Annotated in this window: 22 protein-coding genes and 1 pseudogene; 11 read left to right on the forward strand and 12 right to left on the reverse strand. The window is 73.5% G+C overall.

What is annotated here, in order from left to right:
- Positions 1-319: 319 nt before the first annotated feature.
- Together ACF1ED_RS02390 and ACF1ED_RS02395 are read right to left on the reverse strand one after the other, a co-directional pair.
- Entirely contained in the window at positions 320-2,683 is a 2,364-nt protein-coding gene (locus ACF1ED_RS02390; RefSeq protein WP_391756507.1) for an LAETG motif-containing sortase-dependent surface protein, read from the reverse strand.
- 177 nt (positions 2,684-2,860) lie between these two features.
- Positions 2,861-3,592 carry a DUF6333 family protein gene (locus ACF1ED_RS02395; protein WP_391756508.1) on the reverse strand — a complete coding sequence of 244 codons (732 nt, stop codon included), beginning with the start codon at positions 3,590-3,592 and terminating at the stop codon, positions 2,861-2,863.
- 130 nt (positions 3,593-3,722) lie between these two features.
- Between ACF1ED_RS02395 and ACF1ED_RS02400 the strand changes: the two are divergent.
- Positions 3,723-3,936: pseudogene (locus ACF1ED_RS02400) on the forward strand (chloramphenicol phosphotransferase); the annotation flags it as partial.
- Positions 3,937-4,005: 69 nt separating this feature from the next.
- On the opposite strand, the gene ACF1ED_RS02405 reads toward ACF1ED_RS02400, so the two are convergent.
- Both ACF1ED_RS02405 and ACF1ED_RS02410 read right to left on the reverse strand, forming a co-directional pair.
- Positions 4,006-4,149, reverse strand: coding sequence for a hypothetical protein (locus ACF1ED_RS02405; RefSeq protein WP_391756509.1), 144 nt, complete (start codon positions 4,147-4,149; stop codon positions 4,006-4,008).
- Positions 4,150-4,300: 151 nt separating this feature from the next.
- On the reverse strand, positions 4,301-5,200 hold the full coding sequence (locus ACF1ED_RS02410) for a GNAT family N-acetyltransferase (RefSeq protein ID WP_391756510.1): 900 nt from the start codon (positions 5,198-5,200) through the stop codon (positions 4,301-4,303).
- Positions 5,201-5,494: 294 nt separating this feature from the next.
- Between ACF1ED_RS02410 and ACF1ED_RS02415 the strand changes: the two genes are divergently transcribed.
- Complete coding sequence (locus ACF1ED_RS02415; RefSeq protein ID WP_391756511.1) at positions 5,495-6,346, forward strand: NAD(P)H-binding protein; 852 nt, start codon at positions 5,495-5,497, stop codon at positions 6,344-6,346.
- Between the two features lie 16 nt (positions 6,347-6,362).
- Here the strand turns inward: ACF1ED_RS02415 and ACF1ED_RS02420 are convergent, their stop codons facing one another.
- A complete protein-coding gene (locus ACF1ED_RS02420) occupies positions 6,363-6,848 on the reverse strand; it encodes a hypothetical protein (protein ID WP_391756512.1) in 486 nt (161 codons plus the stop codon).
- 101 nt (positions 6,849-6,949) lie between these two features.
- On the opposite strand from ACF1ED_RS02420, the gene ACF1ED_RS02425 reads away from it, so the two are divergent.
- The 3 genes from ACF1ED_RS02425 to ACF1ED_RS02435 are packed head-to-tail and all read left to right on the forward strand — an operon-like array spanning position 6,950 to position 8,423.
- The gene (locus tag ACF1ED_RS02425) at positions 6,950-7,789 is read left to right on the forward strand and encodes a Scr1 family TA system antitoxin-like transcriptional regulator (protein ID WP_391756513.1); all 840 of its coding nucleotides are present in this window, start codon (positions 6,950-6,952) and stop codon (positions 7,787-7,789) included.
- The gene (locus ACF1ED_RS02430; RefSeq protein ID WP_391756514.1) at positions 7,786-7,980 is read left to right on the forward strand and encodes a DUF397 domain-containing protein; all 195 of its coding nucleotides are present in this window, start codon (positions 7,786-7,788) and stop codon (positions 7,978-7,980) included. Before ACF1ED_RS02425 ends, ACF1ED_RS02430 begins: the two co-directional genes overlap by 4 nt.
- Positions 7,977-8,423 carry a pyridoxamine 5'-phosphate oxidase family protein gene (locus tag ACF1ED_RS02435; protein ID WP_391756515.1) on the forward strand — a complete coding sequence of 149 codons (447 nt, stop codon included), beginning with the start codon at positions 7,977-7,979 and terminating at the stop codon, positions 8,421-8,423. The genes ACF1ED_RS02430 and ACF1ED_RS02435 overlap by 4 nt, the downstream gene beginning before the upstream one ends.
- A 38-nt stretch (positions 8,424-8,461) precedes the next feature.
- On the opposite strand, the gene ACF1ED_RS02440 is transcribed toward ACF1ED_RS02435, so the two are convergent.
- Positions 8,462-9,004, reverse strand: a complete 543-nt coding sequence (locus ACF1ED_RS02440; RefSeq protein WP_391756516.1) for a DapH/DapD/GlmU-related protein — start codon at positions 9,002-9,004, stop codon at positions 8,462-8,464.
- Positions 9,005-9,468: 464 nt separating this feature from the next.
- On the opposite strand from ACF1ED_RS02440, the gene ACF1ED_RS02445 reads away from it, so the two are divergent.
- The gene (locus ACF1ED_RS02445) at positions 9,469-10,620 is read left to right on the forward strand and encodes a Cmx/CmrA family chloramphenicol efflux MFS transporter (protein ID WP_391756800.1); all 1,152 of its coding nucleotides are present in this window, start codon (positions 9,469-9,471) and stop codon (positions 10,618-10,620) included.
- Here ACF1ED_RS02445 and ACF1ED_RS02450 read toward each other — a convergent pair.
- Positions 10,580-11,119 (reverse strand): hypothetical protein, encoded by a 540-nt coding sequence (locus ACF1ED_RS02450; RefSeq protein ID WP_391756517.1) that lies wholly within the window; start codon positions 11,117-11,119, stop codon positions 10,580-10,582. The two genes, ACF1ED_RS02445 and ACF1ED_RS02450, sit on opposite strands and share 41 nt — an antisense overlap.
- 163 nt (positions 11,120-11,282) lie before the next feature.
- Positions 11,283-14,141 (reverse strand): glycoside hydrolase family 3 C-terminal domain-containing protein, encoded by a 2,859-nt coding sequence (locus ACF1ED_RS02455; protein ID WP_391756518.1) that lies wholly within the window; start codon positions 14,139-14,141, stop codon positions 11,283-11,285.
- Between the two features lie 383 nt (positions 14,142-14,524).
- Between ACF1ED_RS02455 and ACF1ED_RS02460 the strand changes: the two genes are divergently transcribed.
- Genes ACF1ED_RS02460 through ACF1ED_RS02480 form a run of 5 tightly spaced genes read left to right on the forward strand, consistent with a single transcriptional unit; the run spans position 14,525 to position 22,418 of the window.
- Positions 14,525-16,225: a Tat pathway signal sequence domain protein gene (locus tag ACF1ED_RS02460; RefSeq protein ID WP_391756519.1), complete on the forward strand. Its 1,701-nt coding sequence runs from the start codon at positions 14,525-14,527 to the stop codon at positions 16,223-16,225.
- A gap of 1 nt (position 16,226) precedes the next feature.
- The gene (locus ACF1ED_RS02465; protein WP_391756520.1) at positions 16,227-17,186 is read left to right on the forward strand and encodes an ABC transporter permease; all 960 of its coding nucleotides are present in this window, start codon (positions 16,227-16,229) and stop codon (positions 17,184-17,186) included.
- A gap of 2 nt (positions 17,187-17,188) precedes the next feature.
- Entirely contained in the window at positions 17,189-18,145 is a 957-nt protein-coding gene (locus ACF1ED_RS02470) for a carbohydrate ABC transporter permease (protein WP_391756801.1), read from the forward strand.
- A gap of 29 nt (positions 18,146-18,174) precedes the next feature.
- The gene (locus tag ACF1ED_RS02475; RefSeq protein WP_391756521.1) at positions 18,175-20,172 is read left to right on the forward strand and encodes a beta-galactosidase; all 1,998 of its coding nucleotides are present in this window, start codon (positions 18,175-18,177) and stop codon (positions 20,170-20,172) included.
- Entirely contained in the window at positions 20,169-22,418 is a 2,250-nt protein-coding gene (locus tag ACF1ED_RS02480; protein ID WP_391756522.1) for a glycoside hydrolase N-terminal domain-containing protein, read from the forward strand. Before ACF1ED_RS02475 ends, ACF1ED_RS02480 begins: the two co-directional genes overlap by 4 nt.
- On the opposite strand, the gene ACF1ED_RS02485 is transcribed toward ACF1ED_RS02480, so the two are convergent.
- From ACF1ED_RS02485 to ACF1ED_RS02500, 4 genes are all read right to left on the reverse strand, one after another.
- The gene (locus ACF1ED_RS02485) at positions 22,408-23,439 is read right to left on the reverse strand and encodes a LacI family DNA-binding transcriptional regulator (RefSeq protein ID WP_391756523.1); all 1,032 of its coding nucleotides are present in this window, start codon (positions 23,437-23,439) and stop codon (positions 22,408-22,410) included. The genes ACF1ED_RS02480 and ACF1ED_RS02485 overlap by 11 nt on opposite strands.
- A 162-nt stretch (positions 23,440-23,601) precedes the next feature.
- The gene (locus ACF1ED_RS02490) at positions 23,602-24,552 is read right to left on the reverse strand and encodes a hypothetical protein (RefSeq protein WP_391756524.1); all 951 of its coding nucleotides are present in this window, start codon (positions 24,550-24,552) and stop codon (positions 23,602-23,604) included.
- Between the two features lie 79 nt (positions 24,553-24,631).
- Positions 24,632-25,651, reverse strand: coding sequence for a zinc-binding dehydrogenase (locus tag ACF1ED_RS02495; RefSeq protein ID WP_391756525.1), 1,020 nt, complete (start codon positions 25,649-25,651; stop codon positions 24,632-24,634).
- On the reverse strand, positions 25,648-26,802 hold the full coding sequence (locus tag ACF1ED_RS02500) for a mandelate racemase/muconate lactonizing enzyme family protein (protein WP_391756526.1): 1,155 nt from the start codon (positions 26,800-26,802) through the stop codon (positions 25,648-25,650). The genes ACF1ED_RS02495 and ACF1ED_RS02500 overlap by 4 nt, the downstream gene beginning before the upstream one ends.
- Between the last annotated feature and the right edge of the window lie 146 nt (positions 26,803-26,948).

Genomic DNA, 26,948 nt, shown 5'->3' on the forward strand with positions numbered 1-26,948 from the left:
CAGGACCGCCGAGCCCTGCGAAACGGCCGTCGCCCTCGCGTCACTCCTGACGCGGGGGCGACGTCTGACGACAGGACCTGGACGAGTGGGTCCGAGGCGCTGGTCAGTGGTCGTAGGCGATGAGTGACCCGGTCAGCGGTGCGTGGCCGGCAGGGGAATCCGACGGTCAGCCGGCGGCGGGCGAACCGATCGCCGCGTTCCCGCCAGGGCGTCGTCGGCCCGCACGTGCGGTGCTGTCGCGAGGGTCTCCGGGTTCGTCGTCACGAACGAACCAACGAGACCCTCGCTCCACGCACCCGAACACTTCGGGCTCACTCGTCTAGCTGCCGGCGCTCCTGCGGCGCCGCATCCACCAGGTCAGCGCGCCGCCCACGACCGCGAGGGCCGCGGCCACGCCGGCGATCAGGCCGAGGGGGCTGCTGCTGCCGGTGTCGGCGAGGTCGCCGTCCGGGTCCTTCGCGGGCGGAGTCGTCGGGTCACCGCCGGGCGTGGACGGGTCCGGGGCCGGGGCCGACGGGGTGCCGGTCGGCTTCGGGTCCTCCGGGCCGGTCGGCGTCGGCTTCGGGTCGTTCGGGCCGGTCGGGGTCGGCGTCGGCTCCTCCGGGCTGGTGGGCTGCTCGGAGCTGGATCCACCGAGGTAGGCCGTCTCGCCGCCCCGGTGGGTCACCTCCGTCTGGACGGAGCTCTTGGTGGTCTTGTCCAGGCCGCGGTGCTGGGTGTCGAACTCGGCGCGGCTGATGTTCCGCTTCGGCGCCTTGGAGAAGTCGACCCCGCCCATCGAGAGGATCCACACCTTGCCGCTGTAGACGCGCTCGAACTTGTAGTCACCGTTCTTGAACGAGTGGACGTACTTGTCGTAGACGGTCTTCTTGTCCCAGTCCTTGTTCTCGTCCCTGAGCGGCCACCGCTTGACGTCGTTGCTGTTGATGATCTCGCGGAAGTCGGTGGGAGCCACCGCGTCCTGGCGGCGGATGTACTCGGCGGCCACTCGCGAGGAGTAGACGCGGCGCAGGTCGGCGTAGGACGCGTCGTCGTTGACCCGGCGCTCCAGCTCCGGCTGGATCATCGTGAGGATCAGCGACTCGGCCTGCCTGGTCTGCGCCTCGGTGAGCTCGCAGCCGCCGGCCGGCACGTCGGGTCCGGTGGGGACCTCCATGTTGACCTTCAGCGGCGCGTCGAGGATGTAGATGCCGCCGTCCTGCTCACGGATCTTCGCGGGCTTCGGGGTGATCCACTGCCGGATGACCGGCAGGCACGGCATGCCTTCCGGCGTGCGGGGCGCCGCGCGCCAGAAGCGCTCCCCGCGCTCGTACTTGTCGGGGTTCATCGCATCCGCGTAGTCGTGCTTGAGGGTGAGGTCGGCCTCCAGCAGGATGCGCCCGGCGTCGGTCTTGGCGAACTCCTTGTCCATGATCACGTCGGGGCGGACCGGGTTGAGGTTGACCCAGAACTTGTCCGGGGTCAGGGCGAGCCAGGTGAAGAAGGCGTCCGAGGCGAGCTGGAGCTTGGCGTCACCGCCGTAGCCGGGGTTCGCGTCCGGGTCCTGGACGTAGTCGGCCTTCATCGAGTAGTCGAGGCCCTTGCCCTTGACCGGGGTGCCGACGTAGTTGATCTCCAGGGTGGAGAAGTCGATGCCGCCGGGACCGCGGTTGAAGTAGCCGCCGCGGTTGTTCTGGTCGTAGATCTTCTGGAGCCGCTGCGCTTCCTGGACCGTCTTCCCGGACCGCAGGGCCTGGTCGATGATCGGTCCCCGGCCGCCCTTGAGCGGGTCGGGGTTGAAGCGCTTGTCGTACTTCGTGTAGACGTTCGGCTTCTGGGTGCGCTCGACGGCGTTGGACCGGCGTTCGTAGACCCCGGCCTGGCTGCGGTTGGTATTGCGGTCGTTCTTCATCTCGTTGTCGAACTGCCTGATGGCGTCCTTCGTCCACTTCTCGGTCGCGCCGCCGGTCAGGTACCGGAACGTCGACTTGGGGTACTGCTTGGCGATCTGCTTGTCCGCCTTCAGCTGGTCCCTCTCGACCTTGCCGTTGGACTTGATCTCGACCTTGCGCTCGGTGCGCGTGTTGTGCGCGTCCACGACGCGGTAGCGCTTCTCGCCGTTCTCGTCGATGTACTCGATGACGTCCTGGCAGATCCAGTCGGGGCCGATCATGTTGTACTTCTTGACCATGCGGGCCTCGAACGCGTCACCACGGCGCGGATTGCCGTGGTTGCCGATGTACTTCACGTCGAGGAAGCGCTGGAAGTCCTTGTAGCCCGTCTTGTGCTGCGCGTTGTAACGGGCGTAGATCTCCATGACCTTGTCGGCCGGATCCTTCGACTTGTTGAACGCCTTCTCCCACTTGCGGTAGTCGGTGCCCGCGGCCGCCTTCTGGTCCTCGGTCGGCGGCAGCACGCCGTCGTACGCCTTGGCGGGGTTGTCGTACGTGTAGTTCTCGTCGTTCGGCCACGCCTCGTACGGCAGGTTGGCCGGCGGCCCGGAGTTGGGCGGCGTGGTGGGCTCTTTCTTCCCGAGGTACTTCTCGTCGCACCGCATCGTCTTGACGTTGGGCCGCTTCGCGGCCTGTGCCTCGTCGAGCCCGGGCAGACCCGTCAGGGTCATGGCCGCCGCGGCGGTGAAGGCCGGCACGAGGCGCGGCCACACCCGTCGACGGCGTGCGGATTCTTGTATGTGAATGCTCACTGACTTCTCCCCCTGGGAGCCCCGTGGTGTGCACGAACGGCATGCGGCGTCGCGGCTCCGAGGTCAACTGGTCTGGATATGCCGCCTGTTGGGCACTCTAGGGGACAGAGGGAGCGGAGTCCCGGTGTTACGTCGGCATGCCCCCGCCGACTCGTGAGGGTTTTGCGGTCGTAACGGTCAGAACTCGTCGAGGCCCCGGAGCCAGGTCTCCTCCAGATCGCCGATGGTCTTCTCGGTGCGCCGGACCCGGAACACCGACAGCGTGCGGCCCTTGCGGTGCAGCGGGGTGACGCGCAGCAGGGCGAGCCGCGCCAGGCCCTCCCAGTAGAAGGACCCGGGGTCGGCGTCGAGGTCGACGTCCTCCCGCGCGAGGTCGTCGGCGCCGATGCCGAAGGCGGCGACGACCTCGCGCGGCGTGCCGGAGCTTTCCCAGTCCCCTTCTCCGCCCCACCCCGAGCCGAACAGGCGCGTCCCGTCCGGATGGTGGATCACGTGAGTGCCGTGGGTCATGTGGTGGTCGGTCGTCGCCGAGCCGACGACGACCGCCCCCGGGAAGCGTTCGGCCAGCGCGTCCGCCTGCTCGGCGAGAGGGTGGTTCCCCCCGCTGAGCGCCAGCGCGGGATCGTTGATCTCGGTCACCGCTCCCCAGCATCCGACGCCGACCAGATCGAGGTCCGCGCGCGTGGCGAAGGAGGGCCGCTCGACCGCCTCGATCCGCTCCGCCTCCTCCACCACCGCGTCCACGGTGAGGAGCGCCGCGGCGAACTCCCTTGCGCGGTCCGGGTCGTGAGCGGGCAGGACCTCCGCCCCGGCGGGGAAGGGCGGCTCGACGAGGGTGAGCCTGAACTCCCCGTACCGTGCGATGTCCTGCTCCGGCGGGTACTCCCAGAAGTCGTTGCCTGTCGTCATCGGATTACCTCCGTGGGTGTCGGGTTCCCGCGGGAGCGGGGCGTCCAGGGCGCCACCGTAGCGAGACCGAGGGCCGAGGGCTCAAGCCCCTGGGATCCTCGACCCGACCGGCCGGAATTCGTTTCTTGCCCGGAAGGCCCTGGGCGAGGTCGATGTGCTGTGGGTGGGCGTCCGCTGCGAGAGCGCGGTCGCCGCGGGCGCCGAGATCGCACGTGGAGACCGCGAGCGGGGCATGGCGGCGCTGCGGGCGCAGACGGTGCACGAGGGCGTGGTCCACGACCTGGAGGCGGACACGACGCGGACCGAGTCCCTGGTGTGCGCGCACCCTCGCCGCCCGCGTCAGCCGACCTCGCCGACCGTGTCGGCCGGCGGCCCGGCGCCCGCCCGGCCGACCCGCGGCAGCCGGAGCAGCATCAGCACCACCCCAGCAGCAGCGCCCCCGTCGCCGTGCGGAACGCCCACGCGTACCCCTCGGTCAGCACCTCCTCGAACCGGTCCGCCGGCTCATCGAGTCCGTCGACGACACCCTCGAAGGCCGGCTCGGCCTCGAACGCCACGGAGCCGGAACCCCAGCCGGGGTCCCGGCCCGCGCCGGACAACGCGTCCTGGCCCTGACCGCCGCCAGCCGGCACGACCGAGCCAACAACGCACCGCTGACCAGGTCACTCATCGCCCACGACCACTGACCAGCACTTCGGACCTGCTCGTCTAGGCCGGCCGGCCCGCCGGGTGGAAGTTGATCCGCTCCCTGGTCACGGGGAAGCCGGCCTTGGCGAAGTTCGCGGCCATGGGGAAGTTGCCCCGGTCCGTGGCCGCGCCGATGAACTCCGCACCGTGCTCGACGAGGACGTGGACGCACTCGGCGAGGAGGTCGTGGGCGTAGCCGTGGCCGCGCTGCTCCGGGACGACCCCGATGAAGCCGACGGTCGGGCCCGAGGGGTTGTGGGCCGGGACGTGGATGCCGGCCAACTCGCCCTCCGGCGTGCGCGCGACCTGCCACCACTCCCGCGGCGAGGGGCACCAGTGGAAGAAGTCGAGCTCCTCCTGGGCGGCCCGGTCGAGACCGCCCTCCTCCACGGCCTTGAGCGCGTGGGCGTCCAGGGTGACGGAGTGGATGCGGCGCAACGCGTCGAAGAAGACGGCGTCGTCGGGTTCGGCCTCGAAGCGCAGGCGTCCGGGCCGCTCCGGCAGGCCCCGCCCGGGGGTCCAGCGGTACAGGAGGCGTTCCACCAGGAGCGCGTACCCGGCGGATCGCGCGGCGGCGAAGCGCGCCTCCGCGGCGGCGCGCAGCCCGGCGTCCTCCCGCCAGCCGCCGGGCAGGTTGATCTCCAGCTCGACCTGCCGGGGCGCGGAGCGCAGGAGCGCGGCCCCGGCCTCCTCCTCGCCCTCGGCCACGTCGAACCAGTTGATGTTGACGGGCTCGTCGTCGTCGGGCCCGCCCCACCAGGCGCCGCGCGCGACGACCTCGCCGTCGCGCAGGGCGACGCGCTTCCAGTCGGGCCGGAACCGGGTGAGCCGATGCGCCTCACGGGCGTCGAGGGGGTCGGGGAGCGTGTCGAAGAGAGCGGCGTCGCTCTCGGAAAGCGTGCGGATGACCAGACCGGTCATGGATTCCTCCGGGATGCGGACTGCGTGGAGCGCTCCCGGTCAGAACTGACGAACCGCGCCGGGACAAGGAAAGGGGGAGCGCTGGGTGGGCGTGAACTGCACGGCACTCGCCTCCTTCCGTTCGTCTCAGGGCGTGGAGCCCCACCGTACGTGAACTCCCCGGGCCCGTCCACGGACTTCCGCGCCGCCCCGCCCGGAGCGGGGAAGCCGAGGGGCCGGCGCTTGACCTCGACCTTGGTTGACGTAGGAGGGTCGTCCCGACGGACGGCGAGACGACGAGACGAGGAGAACGCGATGACACGGCCCAGGATCCTGGTGACCGGCGCGACCGGAAGGGTCGGCGGCGCGGTGGTGGCCCGGCTGCACGCGGCGGGCGTGCCCGTGAAGGCGCTCGTACGCGGGGAGGCGGACCTCCCGGAAGGCGTCCGGGCGGTACGCGGCGACCTCGGCGACCCCGCCTCGCTGGGCCCCGCCCTGGAAGGCGTCGACGCGGTCTTCCTGGTGTGGCCGTTCCTGAGCGCCGACGGCGCGGCGGAGGTGGTCGACGCGATCGGGAAGCACGCCCGGAGGGTGGTGTACCTGTCGTCCGCCGGCGTCGGGAACGAGGAGGGGGAGCCGGGCGAGGTGATCACCCGGTTCCACGCGGAACTGGAGCGGCTGATCGAGGCGTCGGGCCTGGAGTGGACGGCACTGCGGCCCACCGGCTTCGCGTCCAACACCCTGGGCTGGGCGGAGGAGATCCGCGCCACCGGAGCGGTACGGGCTCCGCTCGCCGGACTGGCCCGCCCGCTCATCCACGAGGCGGACACGGCAGCGGTCGCCGTCGAGGCGCTGACCACCGACGCCCTGCTCGGCGCCCGCCCCCTGCTCACCGGCCCCGAACGGGTCACCCAGGAACGGCAGGTGGCCCTGATCGGCGAGGCGATCGGACGACCGGTGCGGTTCGACGAGATCACGCTGGACGAGGCCGTCGCGCGGATGAAGGCCGCGGGCTGGCCGGCGGACCTGGTGGAGGCGGTCCTGCCGGCCCAGGCGAGGATGCTCGACGACCCCGAGCCGGTCAACGACGAGGTCGAGCGCATCACCGGGACCCCCGCCCGGTCCTTCCGCCAGTGGGCGGCGGACCACGCGGCGGACTTCCGCTGAGCGGTGCGCCGCGCGGTCACGGCGCCTCCGGGTCACGGCCCGGCGGCAGGCGACCCTCCCGCAGCCGCACCTTCGGCTCGGTGTGCGGGTGGTTGCGCATCTCGACCCGGAAGTCCGCCGCCCGGGAGTAGTCGTGCCTGCGGAGGCAGTTCCGCTCCCACGCGGCCACCAGCTCGCACGTCGGACAGCCCGGCGTCGGCACGGCCGGCGGCAGGGGCGCTTCCGTGAGGACCACGGGCGGCTCCTGGAAGGTTCGCGACGTGCGGCTCGTCGCCGGGACCGGGGTGGTGAGCACGCGGATCAGGGCGGTCTCCTCGGCCGTCGGCCGCCGCAGCTCCGACGGCACGGCCGTCCAGACGGCGCCCCCGCCGGGCTGTTGCAGGTGCACCGACTCCCCGTCCCAGGCGGTCACCTTCCCGAGGCGGGCCCGGCCCTCGGGTGTGTCTGCCGCCATGTACGACCCGAGGTCGGGGACGGGGGTGGGGCGGTCGCTTTCGGGCATGGGCGTACCTCTCTGTAGCGCAGCCACTACCAGGGGCCATCAGCGTGGCCTATATTCGACAAGTCTTCAAATCTTCAACTGAGACTTGCGGAAGGAGAGTTGTGGTCAACCGAAAGGAGCTGGACCCGGACAGTGGGGTGGTTGCGGCGTACGGGGCGCGTTTGCGCAGGCTGCGCGAGGGACGGGGCTGGAAGCAGGAGGATCTGGCCGACCGGATCTCGTACTCGGGAAAGCACATCTCCGCCGTCGAGACCGCCCGCAGATCTCCAACTCTCAGATTCTCGCGAGAGATCGACTCGGCGTTCGAGCTGGCGGGGAAGGCTGAATCGTTCGAGCGCGAGTGGCTGAGGATGCGGGACGGGGTGCTGCTGGAGGGGTTCCCGGAGTACCTCCATTTCGAGCGGCAGGCCGTGGAGATCAGAGTGTTCGACGTCGGCGTGGTACCGGGGCTGCTCCAGACGGATGAGTACGCGAAGGTGCTGGCTGCGTTCTCCGTCGAGCGGGGGTCCGTGACGGCCGACCAGGCCGCGCAACGGGTGCATATCCTGCGGGAGCGCCAGCAGATCCTGGAGCAGCGGCGTCCACCCATGTGCTTCGTGGTGCTGGACGAGAGTTGCCTGCGCCAGATGGTCGGCGGCCCCGCCGTCATGGCGGCGCAGCTCGACTGGATCGTCGAGCTGGCGGCGCGCCCGCACACCTACGTCCAGGTGGCTCCGTTCAGCCTGGGGGAGAGGCGCCCGTCGCACATGCCCCTCACGCTCCTGACACTGGCCGACAGGTCCCTGCTCGCTTACAGCGAGGCTCAGGCCCGGGGGCACCTGGTGCGGGAAGCCGCCACCTTGTCGTACCTGAACGCGACCTACCATCGGCTTGTCGCGGAAGCCCTCTCCCCGGCAGACTCGCTGGCCATGATCAAGGAAGTACGAAAGGGCATGCTGTGACCAACGAGTCCCCTCTCTGGTTCAAGCCCTCCTTCAGCGGAAACGGCGGCGCCGACTGCGTGGAGGTCGCCCACAACCTCGTCCCCTCCCTCGGCCTCGTCCCCCTCCGCGATTCGAAGGTTCCGGCCGGTCCCGCCCTCAAGGTCTCCGCCGCCGCCTTCACCGCCTTCATCGAGTCCGTCAAGCGGTGACCCGCGACAGCGCGCAGCGCATCGAGGACGTGCGGGCGCGCCTGGGACGGGAGTTGGACCTCTGGGTCGCCTCCGCTGGTCCGGGCGGCTCGCCGTACCTCGTGCCGCTCTCGTTCTTCTGGGACGGGGCGGACGTCTGGCTCGTCACGCGGCTCGCCAACCCCACCGGGCGGAATCTCGCCGCCTCCGGCCGGACGCGCCTCGCTCTCGGGGACACCCGGGACGTCGTCCTGCTGGACGGCGAGGTCGTGACGTACACCCACGACGAGGTTCCGGACGCGGCTGCCGAGGGCTTCCACGGCAAGACGGGGTGGGACGCGCGGCGCGCGGGGCCGGCGTACCGCTGGTTCCGGGTCCGGCCGACCGGGCTCCAGGCGTGGCACGAGGAGCCGGAGCTGCCGGGGCGGCGGCTGATGACGGACGGGGAGTGGGCCGCCGGCTGACGGAGGACGGCGGCGCCCGGCGCGGCCGGCGGGGGCCGTCACCAGCTTCGGCGCACGGTCGCCTTGCCGCCGGTCACCAGGCTCGCCGGCGGGACGTCGTCGGCCACGACCGCGCCGGCGGCGATCACGGCGTCACGCCCGATGGTGACGCCGGGCAGGATCGTGGCACCGGCGCCGATCCACACGTTCTCCGCCACGTCGATGGGCGCGCCGGTGAGGTACAGCTTGCGCTCCTCGGGGTCGACCGGGTGGCCGCTGGTGATGAAGGTGACCTTCGGTCCGATCATCACCCGTTCGGCGATCCGGATGCCGGCGTAGTCCAGGAACGTGCAGTTCTGGTTGATGAAGACGCGCTCGGCGAGGTCGAGGTTCAGACCGTGGTCCGTGTAGAAGGGCGGATAGATCGTGACCCTCGGCGGGAGCGGCTTGCCGAGGATCCGCTCGAACAGCTCCGCCTTGCCCGCCTCGTCCTCGAAGGGCAGGACGTTCAGGCGGGAGGTGAGCTCGGTGACCCGCAGGACCCTCTCGGCCATGGCCTGGAACTCCGCGCTGTGGATCCGCATGAGACGGTCGCTGGGCATGTCACGGTCCTTGTCTGTGTGCCGGGGGCGGGCGGGGGCGCCCGGGACCGTCGTGCGACGGGCGGCCCGGTCACCCTTCGCGACGGCACTCTATGCGACCCCGTGCGGCCTCGGCCGGGGGCGGAATCCGGGTGCGGGGGAGCGGGGGAGGGGCGTATCGTGCCCCTCGTGTCCAGCCCCGAGGCGTCCAGAGCGGGGGGCTTTCGGTCCCGCCGTCAGCCCCTGAGCCCCCGCCCTTCCTGAGCCGGTGACCTCACCGACCGCCGCCGCGCGCAGTGCCGTGCGGCCGGTCGGGTGTGCCCGCGTGCTCCTGGGCCGGGAGGTGGGAGGGCAGGCGGCGGTGACGAGACGACGTCCACCGTTCTCGCCTCACCTCGGAGCCTTCCGTGCCCCAGCCTCAGCCCCAACGCCATTCCCAGCCCCATCCCCAGCCCCATCCCCGGCCACCTCAGCGTGCCCTGTCCCTGCCCCTCCCCCTGTACCTCCTCGCCCTCGCCGTGTTCGCCATGGGCACCTCGGAGTTCATGCTCGCCGGTCTGCTGCCGGACCTCGCGGGAGACCTGGGGGTGAGCGTCGGCACCGCCGGGGCGCTCACCTCCGCCTTCGCGGTCGGGATGGTGATCGGCGCGCCGCTCATGGCCGTGCTCGCGCGCGGCCGGTCCGGCCGGTCGGGGCTGCTCGGCTTCGTGCTCGTCTTCCTCGCCGCCCATGTGGCCGGCGCCCTGACGAGCAGTTTCGCCGTCCTCCTCGTCAGCCGCGTCGCCGCCGCCCTCGCGAACGCGGGTTTCCTCGCCCTGGCCCTCACCACGGCCACCGCCATGGTCCCGGCGGACCGCAAGGCGCGGGCGCTCGCCGTCCTCCTCGGCGGGACGACCGTCGCCACCGTCGCCGGTGTCCCGGGTGGCGCCCTCCTCGGGGCCCACGCCGGGTGGCGGGCGGCCTTCTGGGCGGTGGCGGTGCTCTGCGTACCGGCCGCGCTCGGCGTCCTGCGGGGCGTGCCCGCGACCGGGCCGAGCGCCGGAGGGCCTTCCCTGCGGGCCGAGTTCGGCGTGCTGCGCGAACCCCGGCTCGTCCGGGTGCTCGTCCTCGCCGCGCTCGTGAACGCCGCCACCTTCGGCGCCTTCACCTTCCTCGCGCCCGTCGTCACCGGCCCGGCCGGGCTCGCCCCGTCCTGGGTCTCCGTGGCCCTGGTGCTGTTCGGGGCGGGGTCCTTCGCCGGGGTGACGGCGGCGGGGCGGCTCGGTGACCGCCACGCCGCCCGGGTCCTCGCCGTCGGCGGGCCGCTGCTGCTCGCGGGCTGGGCAGGCCTGGCCCTACTGGCGGACCGGCCGGTGGCCCTGCTGGGCCTGCTCCTCGTCCAGGGCGCGCTGTCCTTCGCGCTCGGCGGCACCCTCATCGCCCGGATCCTGTACGAGGCGGCCGGGGCGCCCGCGCTCGCCGGGGCCTACGCCACGGCCGCCCTCAACGCGGGCGCCGTGGCGGGGCCGTTGCTCGCCGCGACGGTGCTGGGGCGGCCGACGGGGCCGTTCCTGCTCAGTGCGGGGCTGGTGGCCGCCGCGCTGGCGTTCGCGGCGGTCAGCGGTAGTCGTCGGGGTGGTCCTGCATCCAGGTGTTGATGAAGTCGCGGGTGGCGACGAGCTGCTTCTCGTGCTTCTTCAGGTTCTCGAAGGAGGCGTCGCCACCGAGCTGCTCGTTGAGTTCGGTCATCTTCCGGATCGGCTCGGGGAAGTGTCCGGGCCCCTTGGGGTCGTTCTTCATCGCCCGGTCCAGTTCCTGGAGTTCCTTGTTCACGCGGCCCAGGAAGTAGCCGCAGTCCTGCGCGCAGGAGTCGTTGAGCGTGGCCTGGAGGGTCGCGAAGGCGTCGCGGACCTTCTCGCCGGATTCGGGGGCGTACGGGTCGGCGGTGGACGCGGCGGTGGCGGGCGCGGAGTCGTCGGGCAGGGCGCCGGCGTCCTCGGGCGCGGCCGTGGACTCGGCGGCCCCCGTCGCCTCCTGTGCCACCGCCCGACCGGCCGCAGGGCGCTCGGGTTCGGGGGTCGTACCGCAGGAGACGGCCAGGGCCGCCAGGGCGGCGGCGAGCAGTGCGGTGTTCCGTATGGACGTGGTGCCGGTCATGTGGGTCCCTCCCCATGGGTACGGATCGGGAGAGCCTAGCCGGGACGTGGAGGAACGTGCCGGGGCCCGGCACCGGATGACGCCGGTGCCGGGCCCCGGGGGCGTCCCGCCGGGCCCGGAGGAGGCCGGCGGGGCCGCCCGTGCGCCGTGCTTCTCCGGTCCCTCAGCCGGAGAAGCCGACGTGCGCGAGGCGGACCGGTCCGCGCAGCTCGACGCGGAGGTCCGTCACGTCCCGGAGGTGACAGGGCGCCCCCGCGAGGACGTGGGCGTACGGGCCGTCCGTGGGCTCCACGGTCACCCGGGCCAGCGGTTCCCGGTCCGTACCGGCGAAGAACGTCACCTCGCCCGCCCCGGCGGCCGTCACGGCCAGCTCCGTCACCCCGTCGCCGAAGTCGCAGGCCCGGAAGAGGAGCGTGCCCGGCGCGGCCGGGTCCGCCGGGGTCACCGCGTCGCCGGAGACCCGGGAGCGGTCCACGATCACGGTGCCGGTCTGCTCGTCGTAGGCGGCGGCCTCGATCCCCGCCTCCAGGACCGGGCGCGGGCCCGGCGCCGTGCCCGCCAGCTCGACGCGGACGGTCCGGCGCGGGTCCGCCGAGGACGGGCCCGCCTGGAACTCGTACGCCCCCGGCTCCACCGCCCACCGCCCGTGCGCCACGTCCCAGTACGCGAGGGCCGACAGCGGCACCGTGAAGGCGAGCGCCGCCGTGGCGCCCGGCGCCAGGTGGATCCGCTCGTGGGCGACGAGCGCCCGGTGCGGGCGCGGCACCGACGGGGCGACCACCCGGGCGTACACCTGGACGACCTCGTCCGAGGCGACGGCGCCCGTGTTGGTGACGGTGCAGGAGACGTGCACCTCCTCCTCGTCCACCGTGGCCGTCAGCGCCTCGTAGCCGAAGGCCGTGTACGTCAGGCCGTGGCCGAAGGGGAAGAGCGGGGTGCCGTCGAAGTACAGGTACGTCTGCCGGCCGCCGATGACGTCGTAGTCGAACAGGTCCGGCAGGTCGGCGTCGGAGCCGTACCAGGTCTGCGGCAGGCGTCCGGCGGGGGAGACGTCCCCGGCGAGGACGCGGGCGAGGGCGGTGCCTGCGGCCTGGCCGCCGTGCGCGGTCCACAGCAGCGCCGGGAGCGTGGCCGCCGCGTCGGGCACGGCGTACGGGTAGGAGGACACGAGGACGAGGGCCGTGCGCGGATTGGCCGCGTGCGCGGCGCGCCACAGCCGGTCCTGGTGCGGCGGGAGCGCCAGCGTCGTGCGGTCCTCGGTCTCCCGGCCGTTGACGTGCGGGTCGTTCCCGGCGACCACGATCACCGTGTCGGCCCCGGCGGCGGCCCGGGCCACGGCCTCCTCGCCGCGCTCGACGGTCTCCACGGAGAAGACCTCGGCGATTTCGCGACCGGCGGCAACCTTCGCGCCGTCGGCGGCGACAGAGACGTAGCCCCCCGTCCCCAGGTGCAGAAGGAGGTGTCCGCCGCCGTGGGCCTCGAACCGGAACGTCTCCTGGACGACCCAGCCGCCGGGCTCGTCCGCCGAGGCGCGCAGCAGGCCGTCGTCGGCGACCGACAGGTACCTGCCGTCGGGGGCGCGCAGGGTCAGCACTCCGTCGCCCCAGTCGATCAGGTCGAGGACCGTGCCCTCCGCGTCGGCGGTCAGCGGCGGCAGGTCCGTGCGGCCGGCGAGCAGCGCCGGGTCGAGCGCGATCTCCGCGTCCCGCCCGGTCTCCTCGCCCGCCGTGTCCGGGACGCGCAGCGCGCGCCCGTCGGCGGTGCGCAGCCGGATCCGGTCCACGCCCTCCGCGAAGTCCACCCGGTCCGCGCCGAACCGCTCCCGGACGCCGTCCAGCGGGGTGGAGCGGCGCAGCAGCGCGCCGCTGTACCAGTCCAGCTTGGCGGCGTCGGCGAGCAGCCCGACGACCGCGATCCGGCCGCCGTCCGCCAGCGGCAGCAGCGGGGCGCCGTCCGGGGCCGGTTCGTTGCGCAGCAGGACGAGCGCCGCCTCCGCCGCCTCGCGCGCCAGCTCGCGGTGGCCGGCCGTGTCGTACGCGGACTCCTGGGCGTACGGGTCGAGTTCCGGATCGAACTCGCCGAGCAGGAACCGTACGGTCAGCTGCCTGCGCACCGCCCGGTCCACGTCCTCCTGGCCGATCAGGCCCCGCTCCAGGGCCCGTTCCAGCCGGCCGAGGATCACCGAGCTGTCGGTGCCGTGGTCGGTGAAGGAGTCGACGCCCGCGCGCAGCGCCGCCGCGACGGCCTCCTCGTGGCTGTCGAAGTACGCCTGCGAGTCGCCGAGGTTGCTCGGCGCGCCCGCGTCGGAGCAGACCAGCAGCTCCCGGTCGGTCCAGGCGCGCAGCTCCGACTCCAGGTACGGGGACAGGTGGTTGGGCCGGCCGTTGACCAGGTTGTAGGCGGGCATCACACCGGCGACCGTGCCCGCCTCGACGGCGCCGCGGAAGGCCGGCAGGTCGTACTCGTGGAGCACGCGGGGCCGGACGGAGGCGGAGGAGGTGTCGCGGGCGGTCTCGTTGTTGTGCGCGAGCCAGTGCTTGAGCACGGGCGCCGTGCGCCAGTACGCCGGATGCTCGCCGCGCAGGCCGCGGGTGAAGGCGACGGCGATGGCGGAGGTGAGCGCCGGGTCCTCGGAATAGCCCTCCTCGCCGCGCCCCCACAGCGGGTTGCGCAGCAGGTTCACGGTGGGCGCCCACACGTTGAGGCCGACCCGCTCGTCCTTGGCGCGCATCACCCGCGCCTCGCGGGAGACGGCCTCGCCGACCCGGCGGACCAGCTCGGGGTGCCAGCTCGCGCCGAGGCCGACGGCCTGCGGGAAGACGGTCGCCGGGCCCATCCAGGCGACGCCGTGCAGGGCCTCCTGGCCGGTGCGGAAGGCGGCCAGGCCGAGGCGCTCGACGCCGGGCGCGAACTGGTGGAGCAGGGCGAGGCGTTCGGCGGGGGTGAGGCGGCCGAGGAGGTCGGCGACGCGTGCGTCGACGGGGAGGGCCGGGTCACGGAAGGGCGGCCGGTCTGCGGTCACGTACGAGTCCCTTGGACGGTGGTCGCCGGACGGCGGCCGGAAGTTTCGAAGCGCTTCGATGCTCAAGTGCGCCGGGGTGGGTGTCAAGGTCCACGGCGGTCACATTTCGCCTCCTGTCCACAGGAGTTGAAGGCAAGAGGGCTTCCCGGGCGTCGGTTCGAGAAACTCCTGAACGACTCTTGCCGCGCCTGTGACGGTCACTTAACCTCGCAGCAACATCGAAGCGCTTCGACTCGCCGGTGCCGACCTGCCGCGCCCGTCGCCGCGCCCCCGGGGCCCCGCCCCGCCCGCACCCCGCACCTTGCTCCATCTCCATCACCGCAGCCGGCCGGCGACCCTTCGGGCGCCGCGTGTCCTGGCGCGTGCCATGAAGGGTTGACGCAATGACGCCGAACGCCGCCTCCACGGGCTCCCCGAGAACCGAACAGAGCCGGAGGGGCTTCCTCGCCACCGGCGCCGTCGCCGCCGTCGCGGTCGCCGGCGGAGCCCCGCTGCTCACCGCCTGCGGCGGCGGCGGGGACACCGGGAAGAAGGACGGCACCACCAGCGGCAAGGACGCCGCCAAGATCCTCCCCGCCTTCGTGGCCAGCAGTGTCGTCCCCGCCGACGTCCCCGCGCGCAACGGCTCCGCCGCCGGCTTCACCCGCGCCATCCCCGCCGCCGAACTCAAGGCCTCCGTACCCGAGAAGCTCGGCAAGGGCGGCGCGCTCACCGTCATGGCGCCCTTCTGGGGCACCCCGCCCGCCCCCGGCAACCCGTACTACAAGGCCATGGACGAGGCCATCGGCGTCCAGGCCACCTGGCAGAACCAGGACGGCAACGTCTACGACCAGAAGCTCGGCGCCGTCCTCGCCTCCAGCGACATCCCCGACCTCGTCGTCGTCCCCGGCTGGAACCTCGGCGGCAAGATCCCCAGCGCCGTCAACGCCAAGTTCGAGGACCTCGGCCCGTACCTCTCCGGCGACAAGGTCAAGGCCTACCCCAACCTCGCCGCCATCCCCACCGACGCCTGGCAGCGCTCCATCTTCGGCGGCAAGCTCCGCGGCCTGCCCATGCCCGCCTCCTACGTCACCAACATCGCGCCCTTCTACCGCAAGGACCTCTTCGACGCGAAGGGCTGGCAACTCCCCAAGAGCGCCGACGAGTTCCTCGCCCTCGCCAAGGAGATCACCAGCGCGAAGGCCAAGGTGTGGGCCTGCGCCGACATGACCTGGACCGCCTGGAACATGTTCGGCGTCCTCAACGGCAGCGACAAGGCGCTCGGCTGGAACCTCGTCGACGGCAAGCTGGTCAACCGCATCGAGACCCCCGAGTACCTCGAAGCCCTGGAATGGACCCGCAAGCTCTTCGACGCCGGTGTCGTCCACCCCGACGAGAAGGCCCAGAACCAGGGCGACACCAGCGTCCGCTTCACCTCCGGCCAGTGCCTCATCTACAACAACGACCTCTCCCACTGGTACGGCAAGACCGCCGAGATGGCCGCCCAGAACCCGGGATTCGCGATGGCCGCCATGGACGTCCCCGGCCACGCCGGCGGCACCCCGCAGCTGTGGGCCACCAACCCCGCCAACATATGGTCCTTCGTCCGCAAGGGCGCCCCCAAGTCGGTGATCGAGGACGCCCTCGCCATCGCCGACTTCACCGCCGCCCCCTACGGCACCAAGGAGCGCATGCTCACCGACTACGGCGTCGAGGGAGTCCACCACACGGTCAAGGACGGCCTGCCCGTCAAGACCGACGCCGGCAACCAGGAGGTCAGCAGCTCCTGGATGTTCGTCGCCAGCCCCGCCCCCTACATCGCCCACCCCGACATGCCCGAGATCACCAAGGCGCAGGTCGAATGGCAGCAGCGGATGGGCGCCCTCACCCGCAAGTCCTCCTTCTACGGCCTCACCATCGCCGAACCCGCCCGGTGGACCGGCCTCATGAACGACTTCGAGCAGCTGGAGAAGGACATCGTCCGCGGCCGGAAGAAGCTCTCCGACATGCAGCAGGCCGTCTCGGAATGGAAGTCCAAGGGCGGCGACCAGCTCCGCGACTGGTACAAGAAGCTCCTCGACACCACCGGCTCCGCGGCGAGCTGACGTGAACAAGCACGACACCACCGACCGCCGGCCGAGGATCCCCCTCGGCCGGCGGCTCCGGCGCGACCGCGTCCTCCTGCTGATGACGGTGCCCGCCCTCGCCCTCGTCCTCGTCTTCAACTACGTCCCCATCCTCGGGAACGTCGTCGCCTTCCAGGACTACGACCCCTACGTCTCCACCAACGGCGTCACCGCCGTCCTGGAATCCCCCTGGGTCGGCCTCGCCCAGTTCGACCGGGTCCTGTCCGACCCCGCGTTCTGGGACGCCGTCGAGAACACCCTGGTCTTCTTCCTCCTCCAGCTCGTCCTCTTCTTCCCCGTCCCCATCGCCCTCGCCCTGCTCGTGCACAGCCTGCTGCGGCCCCGGATCCGCGCCTTCGTCCAGGCCGTGCTCTACCTGCCGCACTTCTTCTCCTGGGTCATCGTCATCACCGTCTTCCAGCAGATCTTCGGCGGCGCCGGCATCATCGCCCAGACCCTGCGCGAACACGGCCACGAGGGCTTCGACCTGATGACCGACCCCGGCGTCTTCAAGTTCCTCGTCACCGCCGAGGGCATCTGGAAGGACGCCGGCTGGGGCGTCATCGTCTTCCTCGCCGCGCTCGCCGCCGTCGACCAGTCCCTCTACGAGGCCGCCGCCATGGACGGCGCCGACCGGTGGCGCCGCATGTGGCACGTCACCCTGCCCGCCCTGCGCCCCGTCATCGCCCTCCTCCTCGTCCTGCGCGTCGGCGACGCCCTCACCGTCGGCTTCGAGCAGCTGCTGCTCCAGCGCGACGCCGTCGGACCCGGCGCCGCCGAAGTCCTCGACACCTTCGTCTGGTGGACCGGCCTGCGCAGCCAGGACTTCAGCTACGCGGCGGCGGCCGGACTCATCAAGGGGATCGTCGGCCTCGTGCTCGTCCTCACCGCGAACAAGGTCGCCCACCTCATGGGCGAACAGGGGGTGTACCGCAAGTGACCCTGCGCGTCCTCGAACGGCCCGCGCCGCCGCCCGCCCGCGACACCGCCGCCCGCCGCTCCCGGTGGGCGGCGCCCGCCCGCCCCGTCTGGGAGGAGACGCCCACCCGGGCCGGACTCACCGCCAAGGCGGGGCTCCTCGCCGCCGCCTGCCTCGCCGTCCTCTTCCCGCTCTGGATCGTCGTCGTCACCAGCCTCTCCAGCAAGAAGGCGATCACCGAGGCCGGCGGACTGGTCATCATCCCCCGGGACCTCACCCTCATCGCCTACCGGGAACTGCTGAGCGGCGGACAGGTCACCCGCGCCGTCCTCGTCAGCCTCGGCGTCACCCTCGCCGGCACGCTCTTCTCGATGACCGTCTCCGTGTTCGCCGCCTACGGACTGTCCCGGCCCGGCTCCCTCGGACACCGGGCCATCCTCTTCACGCTCATGGGCACCATGTTCTTCGGCGCCGGCCTCATCCCCACCTACCTGCTGGTGCAGAGCCTCGGCCTCACCGACACCTACCTCGCGCTGATCCTCCCCAGCGCCATCAGCGTCTTCAACATCCTCGTCCTGCGCGCCTTCTTCATGGGCATCTCGCCCGAACTCATCGACAGCGCCCGCATCGACGGCGCCGGCGACCTGCGCATCCTCCGGACCATCGTGATGCCGCTCTCCCGCGCGGTGATCGCCGTCATCACCCTCTTCTACGCGGTCGGCTACTGGAGCGCCTGGTTCAACGCCTCCATCTACCTCAACGACCAGAACATGATGCCGCTCCAGAACGTCCTCATCCAGCTCGCCCAGAAGCAGGAGATCCCCGTCGGCCTCGGCCAGGCCGTCAAGGCCGGGAACCTCTCCGGACTCGCCGTCCAGATGGCCGTCATGGTCCTCGCCCTGCTGCCCGTCGCCGTCCTCTCGCCCTTCGTCCAGAAGCACTTCAAGAAGGGCATGCTCACCGGCGCCGTCAAGGGATGACCCCGCACCCTCCTACCGGAAGAACCCGCATGCCGAGCCTCGACGACCTCACCCGCCCGCCCGGCCGCCCGGCCCGCATCCTGTACGGCGGCGACTGGAACCCCGAACAGTGGCCGGAGGACACCTGGGCCGAGGACCTGCGGCTGATGCGCCGGGCCGGCGTCACCACCGTCACCCTCGGCGTCTTCTCCTGGTCCCGGCTCGAACCCGAGCCGGGCGCCCGGGAGTTCGGCTGGCTCGACCGGCTGATGGACCTCACCCACGCGCACGGGATCGACGTCGTCCTCGCCACCCCCACCGCCTCCCCGCCGCCCTGGCTCGGCCGCCGCCACCCCGAGACCCTCCCCCGCGACGAGGACGGCCGCACCGAATGGTGGGGCTCCCGCCAGCACTTCTCCCACTCCAGCCCCGTCTACCGCCGCCACGCCGCCGCCGTCACCGAGGACCTCGCCGCCCGCTACGCCACCCACCCCGCACTCGTCATGTGGCACATCAACAACGAGTACTGCACCCACGACTGGGGCGACGAGGCCGCCCGCACCTTCCGCACCTGGCTCCAGCACCGGTACGGCACCCTCGACGCCCTCAACGCCGCCTGGGGCACCGACTTCTGGAGCCAGCGGTACGCCGCCTGGGACGAGGTCCTGCCCCCGCGCCGCGCCCACTACCTGCGCAACCCCTCCCACGTCCTCGACTTCCGCCGCTACACCTCCGACCAGCTCCTGGAGTGCTACCGCGCCGAACGCGACATCGTCCGCAAGCACACCCCCCACCTGCCGGTCACCACCAACTTCATGCCCTTCTGGTCCGGGCAGGACGGCTGGGCCTGGGCCGCCGAGGAGGACGTCGTCTCCGTCGACGTCTACCCCGACCCCGCCGAGCCCCGCGCCGGCGCCCACGAGAACGCCCTCGTCGCCGACCTCACCCGCGCCGAGGCCGGCGGCCGCCCCTGGATGGTCATGGAGCAGGCCGCCGGCGCCGTCAACTGGCGCCCCGTCAACCGCCCCAAACCCGAAGGGCTCAACCGGCTCTGGACCCTCCAGGCCGTCGCCCGCGGCGCCGACGCCGTCCACTACTTCCAGTGGCGCCCCTCCCGCCAGGGCGCCGAGAAGTTCCACTCCGGCATGCTCGGCCACAGCGGCGAACACGGCCGCGCCTTCCGCGAGACCGTCCGCATCGGCGCCGACCTCGCCCGCCTCGGCCCCCGCGTCGCCGGCAGCCGCCTCCCCGCCGGCGGCGTCGCCCTGCTCCACGACTGGGACTCCTGGTGGGCGGGCCGTCACGAGGGCGCCCTCTCCGCCCACCTCGACCAGGGCGACCTGGTCCGCGCCTGGCACCGCGCCCTCTGGGACGCCGGCCTCCCCGTCACCCTCGCCCACCCCCACCACGACCTGACCGCCCACCCCCTCGTCGTCGTCCCGCACCTCTACCTCCTCGACGACGCGGCGATCGGCGCCCTGGAGCGGTACGTCTCCGGCGGCGGCCGGCTCGTCTGCGGCTTCTTCACCGGCGTCGCCGACCCCGACGACCGGATCCGCCCCGGCGGCATGGACGCCCGCCTCCGCGCCCTCCTCGGCATCGACCGGATCGACGAACGGTGGCCCCTCGCCCCCGGCGAGCACGCCGACTGCGACGCCTTCCGGGGCACCCTGTGGTCCGAGGAACTGGTCCCCGCCCCCGGCGCCGAGACCCTGGCCGCCTACCGGGGCGGCGAACTCGACGGCCGCCCCGCCGTCCTCCGCCACGGCCGCGCCCGCTACCTCTCCACCCTCCCCGAACCCGCCGCCCTGCGCGCCCTCCTCACCGAAGCCGCCCACGAGGCGGGCGTCCGGCCCGTCCTCGCCGGCCTCCCCGACGGCGTCGAGGCCGTCCGCCGCGGCGAGCTCCTCTTCCTGCTCCACCACGGCCGCGACCCGGTCACCGTCGCCGTGCCCGGCCGCCACCGCGACCTGCTCACCGGCACCACCGTCGACGACACCCTCACCCTCGACCGCTTCGGCGCCGCCGTCCTGGAGGAGCACCCATGAGCGAACCCGCCCCCGCCTCCCCGCACGCCCCCGGGCTCCCGCCCGGCCCCGTGCACGGCACCTGGGAGCCCGCGGCCGCCGCCCGCTGGGAGGACGCCTTCCCCGCCGGGAACGGCCGGCACGGCGCCCTGGTGTACGGCGACCCCGCGGACGACCGGGTGATCGTCACCCACCACACCCTCGTCCGCCCCCACCACGCCCCCGGCGACACCGACCCGCCCCGCCTCGCCGACCGGCTCCCCGCCCTCCAGGACGCCCTCCTCTCCGGCGACCTCACCGCCGCCGAGACCTTCACCGACGGCCGCCCGCTGCGCTGGATCCGGCCCTTCCACCCCGGCTTCCTCACCCGCGTCCGGGACGAGGCCCCGGACGGCGGGCGCGCGGTCCGCCGCGAGGCCGACTTCACCACCGGCGTCGTCACCGCCACCGCCGGACCGCGCACCAGCCGGGTCCTCGTCTCCCGCGCCGACGACGTCCTCGTCCAGTACGTGACGGAGCCGGGACCCCGCGTCCACGTGGAGCTCGACCACCGCCTCGACGGCGTTCCGCCCGGCCTCACCACCGCCCGCGGCGTCACCACCGCCCACGGCGAGACCGTCCTCACCCTGCGCGCCGGCTACCCCGGCTCCACCCTCGGCTACACCGGCGTCACCCTCGTCGTCGCCGACGCCGGCCGCACCGTCCTCACCGACCGCGGCATCCGCGCCGAGGGCGCCGGCGCGCTGCTCCTGCTCACCCGGGTGCACCGCCACGACGGCCCGTACGACCCCGCCGGCGAGACCGCCGCCCTGCGCGCCCTCGCCGGGGAGGACGGCCCCGCCGCCGCGTACGCCCGGCTCCTCGCCCGGCACGCCGCGCTCCACGGCGCCGCCTACCGCCGGGTCGCCCTCGACCTCGCCGCCGACCCCGCCGAACGGGCCCTGTCCGGATCGCAGCTGCTGGCCCGCCCCGCCGGACCCGCCCTCCTCGAACGCCTCTTCGCCGCCGGCCGCCACCACCTGCTCTCCTCGGCCGGCCTGTACCCGCCCCGCCTGTGCGGCCTGTGGACCGGCGACTGGGACACCGCCTGGTCCGGCGGCTTCACCACCGACGCCAACCTCGCCCTCCAGACCGCCTCCGCCGTCGCCGCCGACCTGCCCGAGGTCACCGAGGCCCACCGCGCCCTGATCCGGGGCCAGTCCGCCGACTGGCGGGACAACGCCCGGGCCGTCTTCGGCACCCGTGGTGTCGTCGCCCCCGCCCACACCGACGGCGAGAGCGGCCACACGTACCACTTCGACCGGGAGTACCCCCTCCACCTCTGGACCGCCGCCGCCGACTGGCTCCTCCTCCCGCTCCTCGAAGCCGACGAGGCCGACGGCCGCCGCGACCCCTGGCTCACCGGAATGCTCCTCGAACTCGCCGACTTCTACGAGGACTTCCTCACCCGCACCGGCCCCGACGGACACCTCGCCGTCGTCCCCTCCTACTCGCCGGAGAACCGCCCGCGCGGCGGCAGCTGGGGCGCCGTCAACGCCACCATGGACCTGGCCGCCGCCCGCCACGCCCTCACCGCCGCCGCCGACCGCGCCCCCGGCGAGCGGGCCGCCCGCCTCCGGGCCCTCGCCGACCGCCTCCCGCCCCACCGCGTCAACGACGACGGCGCCCTCGCCGAATGGGCCTGGCCCGGCCTCGGCGACCGCTACGACCACCGGCACCTCAGCCACCTCTACCCCGTCTGGCCGCTCGACGAGATCACCCCGTACGACACCCCCGCCCTGGCCCGGGCCGCCGCCCGCGCCCTCGCCCTGCGCGGCCACGAGAACGACTCCGCCCACGGCCACCTCCACCAGGGCCTGATCGCCGCCCGGCTCGGCGACGCCGGACGCACCGGGGACGCCCTCCGCCGGGTCCTCGGCGGCGACTTCTTCCACGCCTCCCTGATGAGCGCCCACTACCCGGAGCGGGACGTCTACAACGCCGACGCCGCCCACGCCCTGCCCGCCCTCCTCGTCGAGGCGCTGGTCCGCTCCACCCCCGGCCGGCTCGTGCTGCTGCCCGCGCCCCCGCCCGGACTCTGCGCGCGCGGCCGGATCACCGGCGTCCGCACCCGCTTCGGCGCCCGGCTCGACCTCGCCTGGGCGCCGGGGGAGTACCGGGCCGTGCTGCGCCCCGCCCGGGACGCCGACGTCGAGCTGTGCGCCCCCGAGGGCCGGCGGCGGATCCGGCTCCGGGAGGGCGAGGAGCACGTCCTCGTCAGCCCGTGACCCGGCGGGCGGGCGGCGGACCCGAACTGGCCCGCACGGTCAGCACCGGGGTGAGCAGCTCCACCCCGGTCGCCTCAGGCCCGCCCGGCCCGGCGAGCCGGGCGAACAGCCGCTCCACCGCCCGCCGTCCCAGCTCCTGCGCCGGGATCGCCACCGAGGTGAGCGGCACGGACGCCCGCGCGGCCACCGCCTCCGGGCAGACCGCGACCACCGACACGTCCTCCGGGACCGCCCGCCCGGTCCGCCGCAGCAGGGCCAGCAACGGCTCCACCGCCGTCTCGTTCTGCACCACGAAGGCACTGACCCCCGGGCGCTCGTCCAGGATCCGGGCCAGCACCCCGGCGACCGCGTCGTGACTGCCGTCGCACGGCCGGTGCAGCAGCCCGACGCCCAGCAGCGCCGCCCGCTCGCGCAGCCCGCCGAGGGTCCGCTCGGCGAAGCCGGTGTGCCGGGCGTACACCCCGGGCGAGCCGCCGACGACGGCGATCTCCCGGTGGCCGAGCCCGGCCAGGTGCTCCACGCAGAGCGCCCCGGCCGCGGCGAAGTCCAGGTCCACGCAGTTCAGTCCGGACGGATCGGCCGGCAGCCCGACGAGGACGGCGGGCGGCGCCGCCCCCCGCAGCACCGGCAGCCGCCCGTCGTCGAGCTGCACGTCCATCAGGATCACGGCCTCGGCCAGCCCGCTGCCGGTGACCCGGCGCAGCGCCGCGGGGCCCTCCTCGCCGGTGAGCAGCAGCACGTCGTAGCCCCGCGCCCGGGCCGCGGTGGCGACGGCCACCGCGATCTCCAGCATCACCGGCACGTACATGTCGGTGCGCAGCGGCACCATCAGCGCGATGATCCGCGACCGGCTGCTCGCGAGCGCCCGGGCCCCGGCGTGCGGCTGGTACCCGAGCTGCTCGATGCTGGCCCGCACCCGCCGCCGGGTGGGGCCGGAGATGGGCCGCTTGCCGCTCAGGACATAGCTCACCGTGCTGGCCGACACCCCGGCGTGGCGGGCGACCTCGGCAAGCGTGACCATCCGATCTCCCTGCGGCCAGGACGGGTGAATCGCTTCGACGGAGCCGTCGAAAGATCGCTTCGACGGGCTCAGCGAGACGGTAACGCGGGCGAGTTGACGTGTCCAGACTGCGGGGAGGGGCAAAATCGAAGCGCTTCGACGCGAGGGTCCGGCGAGCGGGCCTCAGTCCGTGACGGGGAAGCGGGTCAGCGGGCCGGAGCCGTGCGAGCCGAGCGGCGACATGGAGCCGGCGGCGCCGTGCCGGGCCAGCTGGTCCAGGACCAGGCGTCCGCGCCGGACCCGTTCGCGGGCGGTGGCCAGCGCGTGCTCGCGCAGATGGGCTCCGTACGGGTAGATGCCGGCCGCCCGGCTCAGACCGAACTTCAGGTACAACGGCGCGGCCCTGCGCACCAGTTCGGCCACCTCGTGGAGGCGGACGTAGCCGCCGAGGTCGTCCGGCGCCTCCACGTAGAGGTCCATCGGCGCGGCGCTGGACCGGCGGATCTCGGTGAGGTGCGCGGGCGTCAGGTCCGAGGGGACGTTCAGGGAGTCGGCGCCGAGCCGTTCGTAGACCGCGTACGAGGCCGGGTTCACCGGGCCGATCAGCGCCGACACCTTGAACCGCATCCCTTCGGGCAGGACCCCGGCGGCACGCAGCCGGTGCAGGGTCCAGAGCACGCCCTCGTCCGCCACCAGCAGCGAGCGCACGCCCAGCCCGGCGGCCCGCAGGGCGTCCTCCACACAGCCGGCGAGGGCGTCGTGGCCCCGCGCGCGCGGACCCGCGCCGCCCGAGTCGGTGCGGGTCGCCGCCCCGGTGTCCCAGGTGCCGCGCGGACCGGTGAACAGGCAGAGCTCCACGGCCCGTTCGGCGCAGGCGGCCACCATCTCGGCGATCTCGGCGTCGGTGAGCATCCACACCCCGCTGCCCTGGCTCACCCGGTGCACCGGCACGTCGAGCCGCGCGCTCTCCGCGAGTACCGCCGCCAGGGCCTCCGGACCCTCCACGGACGGCACCTCGGTGCGCCACCGCCCCCCGTCCGGGAAGGAGTGCGGGGAGGAGTCGGCGGGGTCGGGCCGCGGGACGGGGTGGCCGATGCGGCGCAGGGCCTCGGCCCCGGGACGGTGCGAAGACATCTGACTCCTCGTGTTCGACGGTCCGGACGACGTGCGGGAAACCGGACGGGCGGGTGCCCGCCGGTGGTGCGCGGCGGGTTCAGGGCCGCAGCAGGACCTTGCCGACCGCCGGGTCCCCGCAGCCGACCAGGTCCAGCGCCTCGGCGAAGCGCTCCAGCGGGAACTCGTGGGTGACGAGCGGCGCCGGGTCCAGGAGCCCGGTCGAGAAGGCCCGCACCGCGTCGGTCCAGGCCGCCGAGGAGGCGCCGAAGACGCTCCGCAGCTCCAGCTGGCTCACCGAGAGGTGCACCGGGTCGATGCCGGCGGCGCCCTCCGCGAACATGCCGGTGAGCACCACCCGGCCGCCCCGGCGGGCGAGCAGACAGGAGGACGCCGCCGTGGTGGGCGCCCCGGCGGTCTCCACCACGAGGTCGAAGGCGCCGTGCGCCGCCTCCCCGGGGGCGAGCGCGGCGCTCGCGCCGAAGTCCAGGGCCCGCCCGGCCCGGGCCGCGCGCGGGTCGACCACGGCCAGTTCGGCGGGGGAGTGGGCGGCCAGCCACCGCACGGCGAGCAGCCCGAGCGTCCCGGCGCCCACGACCGCGATCCGCTCCCCGGGGCGCGGCCGCCCGGCCCGTACCGCCGCCGCGACCACCGCCGCCGGCTCCAGGAGGGCGGCGGCCCGCAGGTCGGAGCCGTCCGGCAGGAGGTGGAGGAGCCGGACGGGCACGAGCAGCCGGTCGGCGAAGGCGCCGGGCTCGGTGAAGCCGGTCTCCGCGTACCCGGCGGTGCACAGGCTCGTCTCGCCGTACCGGCACCGCTCGCAGGTCCCGCAGGAGCGGAAGCCCTCGGCGACGCACGGCCGCCCGGTCAGTTCCGGGTCCACCCCCGGGCCGACCGCCTCGACGGTGCCGGACCACTCGTGCCCCGGCACCACCGGGTAGCGCACGTAGCCGGGCGGCCGCCGCCCCTCGTACACCTCCCGGTCGCTGAGGCAGATCCCGGCGGCGGCGACCCGCACCAGGACCTCGCCCGGGCCGGGTTCGGGCCTCGGCCGGGTCACGAGCCGGGCGGCACCGGGCCGTTCGACGAGGACGGCGCGGTCGCCCGTTCCGCCGGTCACTTCGGCCGCCTCCGCTCCCAGCCGTCGGCCCACAGGTCGAACCTGGCCCGCTGCTGCGGGAATTCGGCCGCCGCGTCCACGTCCAGCTCGACGCCGAGGCCGGGGGCGTGCGAGACGGGGAAGCAGCCGGTCTCCGGGTCGATCTCCGGGGCGCCGCGCACCACCTTCTTGATCTCGGCGTCGGCGAAGTCGTTGAAGTGCTCCAGCACCTTGAAGTTCGGGGTGCAGGCGGCGAGCTGGAGGGAGGCCGCGGTGAGGACCGAGCCGCCGACGTTGTGCGGGGCGACGGTCACGTAGTGGGTCTCGGCGGTCGCGGCGAGCTTGCGGGCCTCCAGGATGCCGCCGATGTGCCCGACGTCCGGCTGGATGACGTCGGCGGCCTGCGACTCGAACAGCTCCCGGAACTCGATCCGGTCGTGGATCCGCTCCCCGGTGGCGATCGGCAGCTCGGTCTTCTCCGCCACCTTCGCCAGCGCCTTCAGGTTCTCCGGCGGCACCGGCTCCTCCAGCCACGCGGGACGGAAGGGGGCGAGCTCGCGGGCCAGCCGGACCGCCGTCGCGGGGGAGAAGCGGCCGTGCATCTCCACCATCAGCTCGGTGTCCGGCCCGATCGCGTCCCGGACGGCCTCGATGAGCGAGACCGCGTACCGCGAGGCGGCCGGGTCGAGTTCGAGCCGGCCCGCGCCGAACGGGTCGATCTTCAGGGCCCGGTAGCCCCGCGCCACCACCTCGCGGGCCGCCGCGTGGTACGCCTCGGGCGTCCGCTCGGTGGTGTACCAGCCGTTCGCGTACGCCGGCACCCGCTCCGTCACCCGCCCGCCGAGCAGCTGCCAGACCGGCACGCCCAGGGCCTTGCCCTTGATGTCCCAGCAGGCCGTCTCGACGACCGCGATCCCGGACATCACGATCTCGCCGGCGCGCCCGAAGTCCCCGTACTTCATGCGGCGCACGAGGTCCTCGACGGCGAAGGGGTCGGAGCCCGCGATGTGGTTCGCCTCCGCCTCGCGGAGGTAGCCGAGCAGGGCGTCGGTGTGACCGAGCATCCGGGTCTCGCCGACCCCGGTCAGCCCCTCGTCGGTGTGGACCAGGACGTAGGTGAGGTTGCGCCAGGGCGTGCCGACGACATGAGTGGTGATTCCCGTGATGCGCACCGCGATGACTCTCCGGAATGTTCGTGATCTCGAACGGCGTTCGACGAAGTGGCGTGACCGTAGGCAGCGGCCCGCCGGGGTGTCAATGGAAGCCCGTCCACCCGGCCGCGCGCGGACCGGGCCCGTTGCCCGGCCCCCGGTCCGGG

Source organism: Streptomyces sp. NPDC014656 (genome assembly GCF_043084305.1).
Classification (GTDB): Bacteria; Actinomycetota; Actinomycetes; order Streptomycetales; family Streptomycetaceae; genus Streptomyces.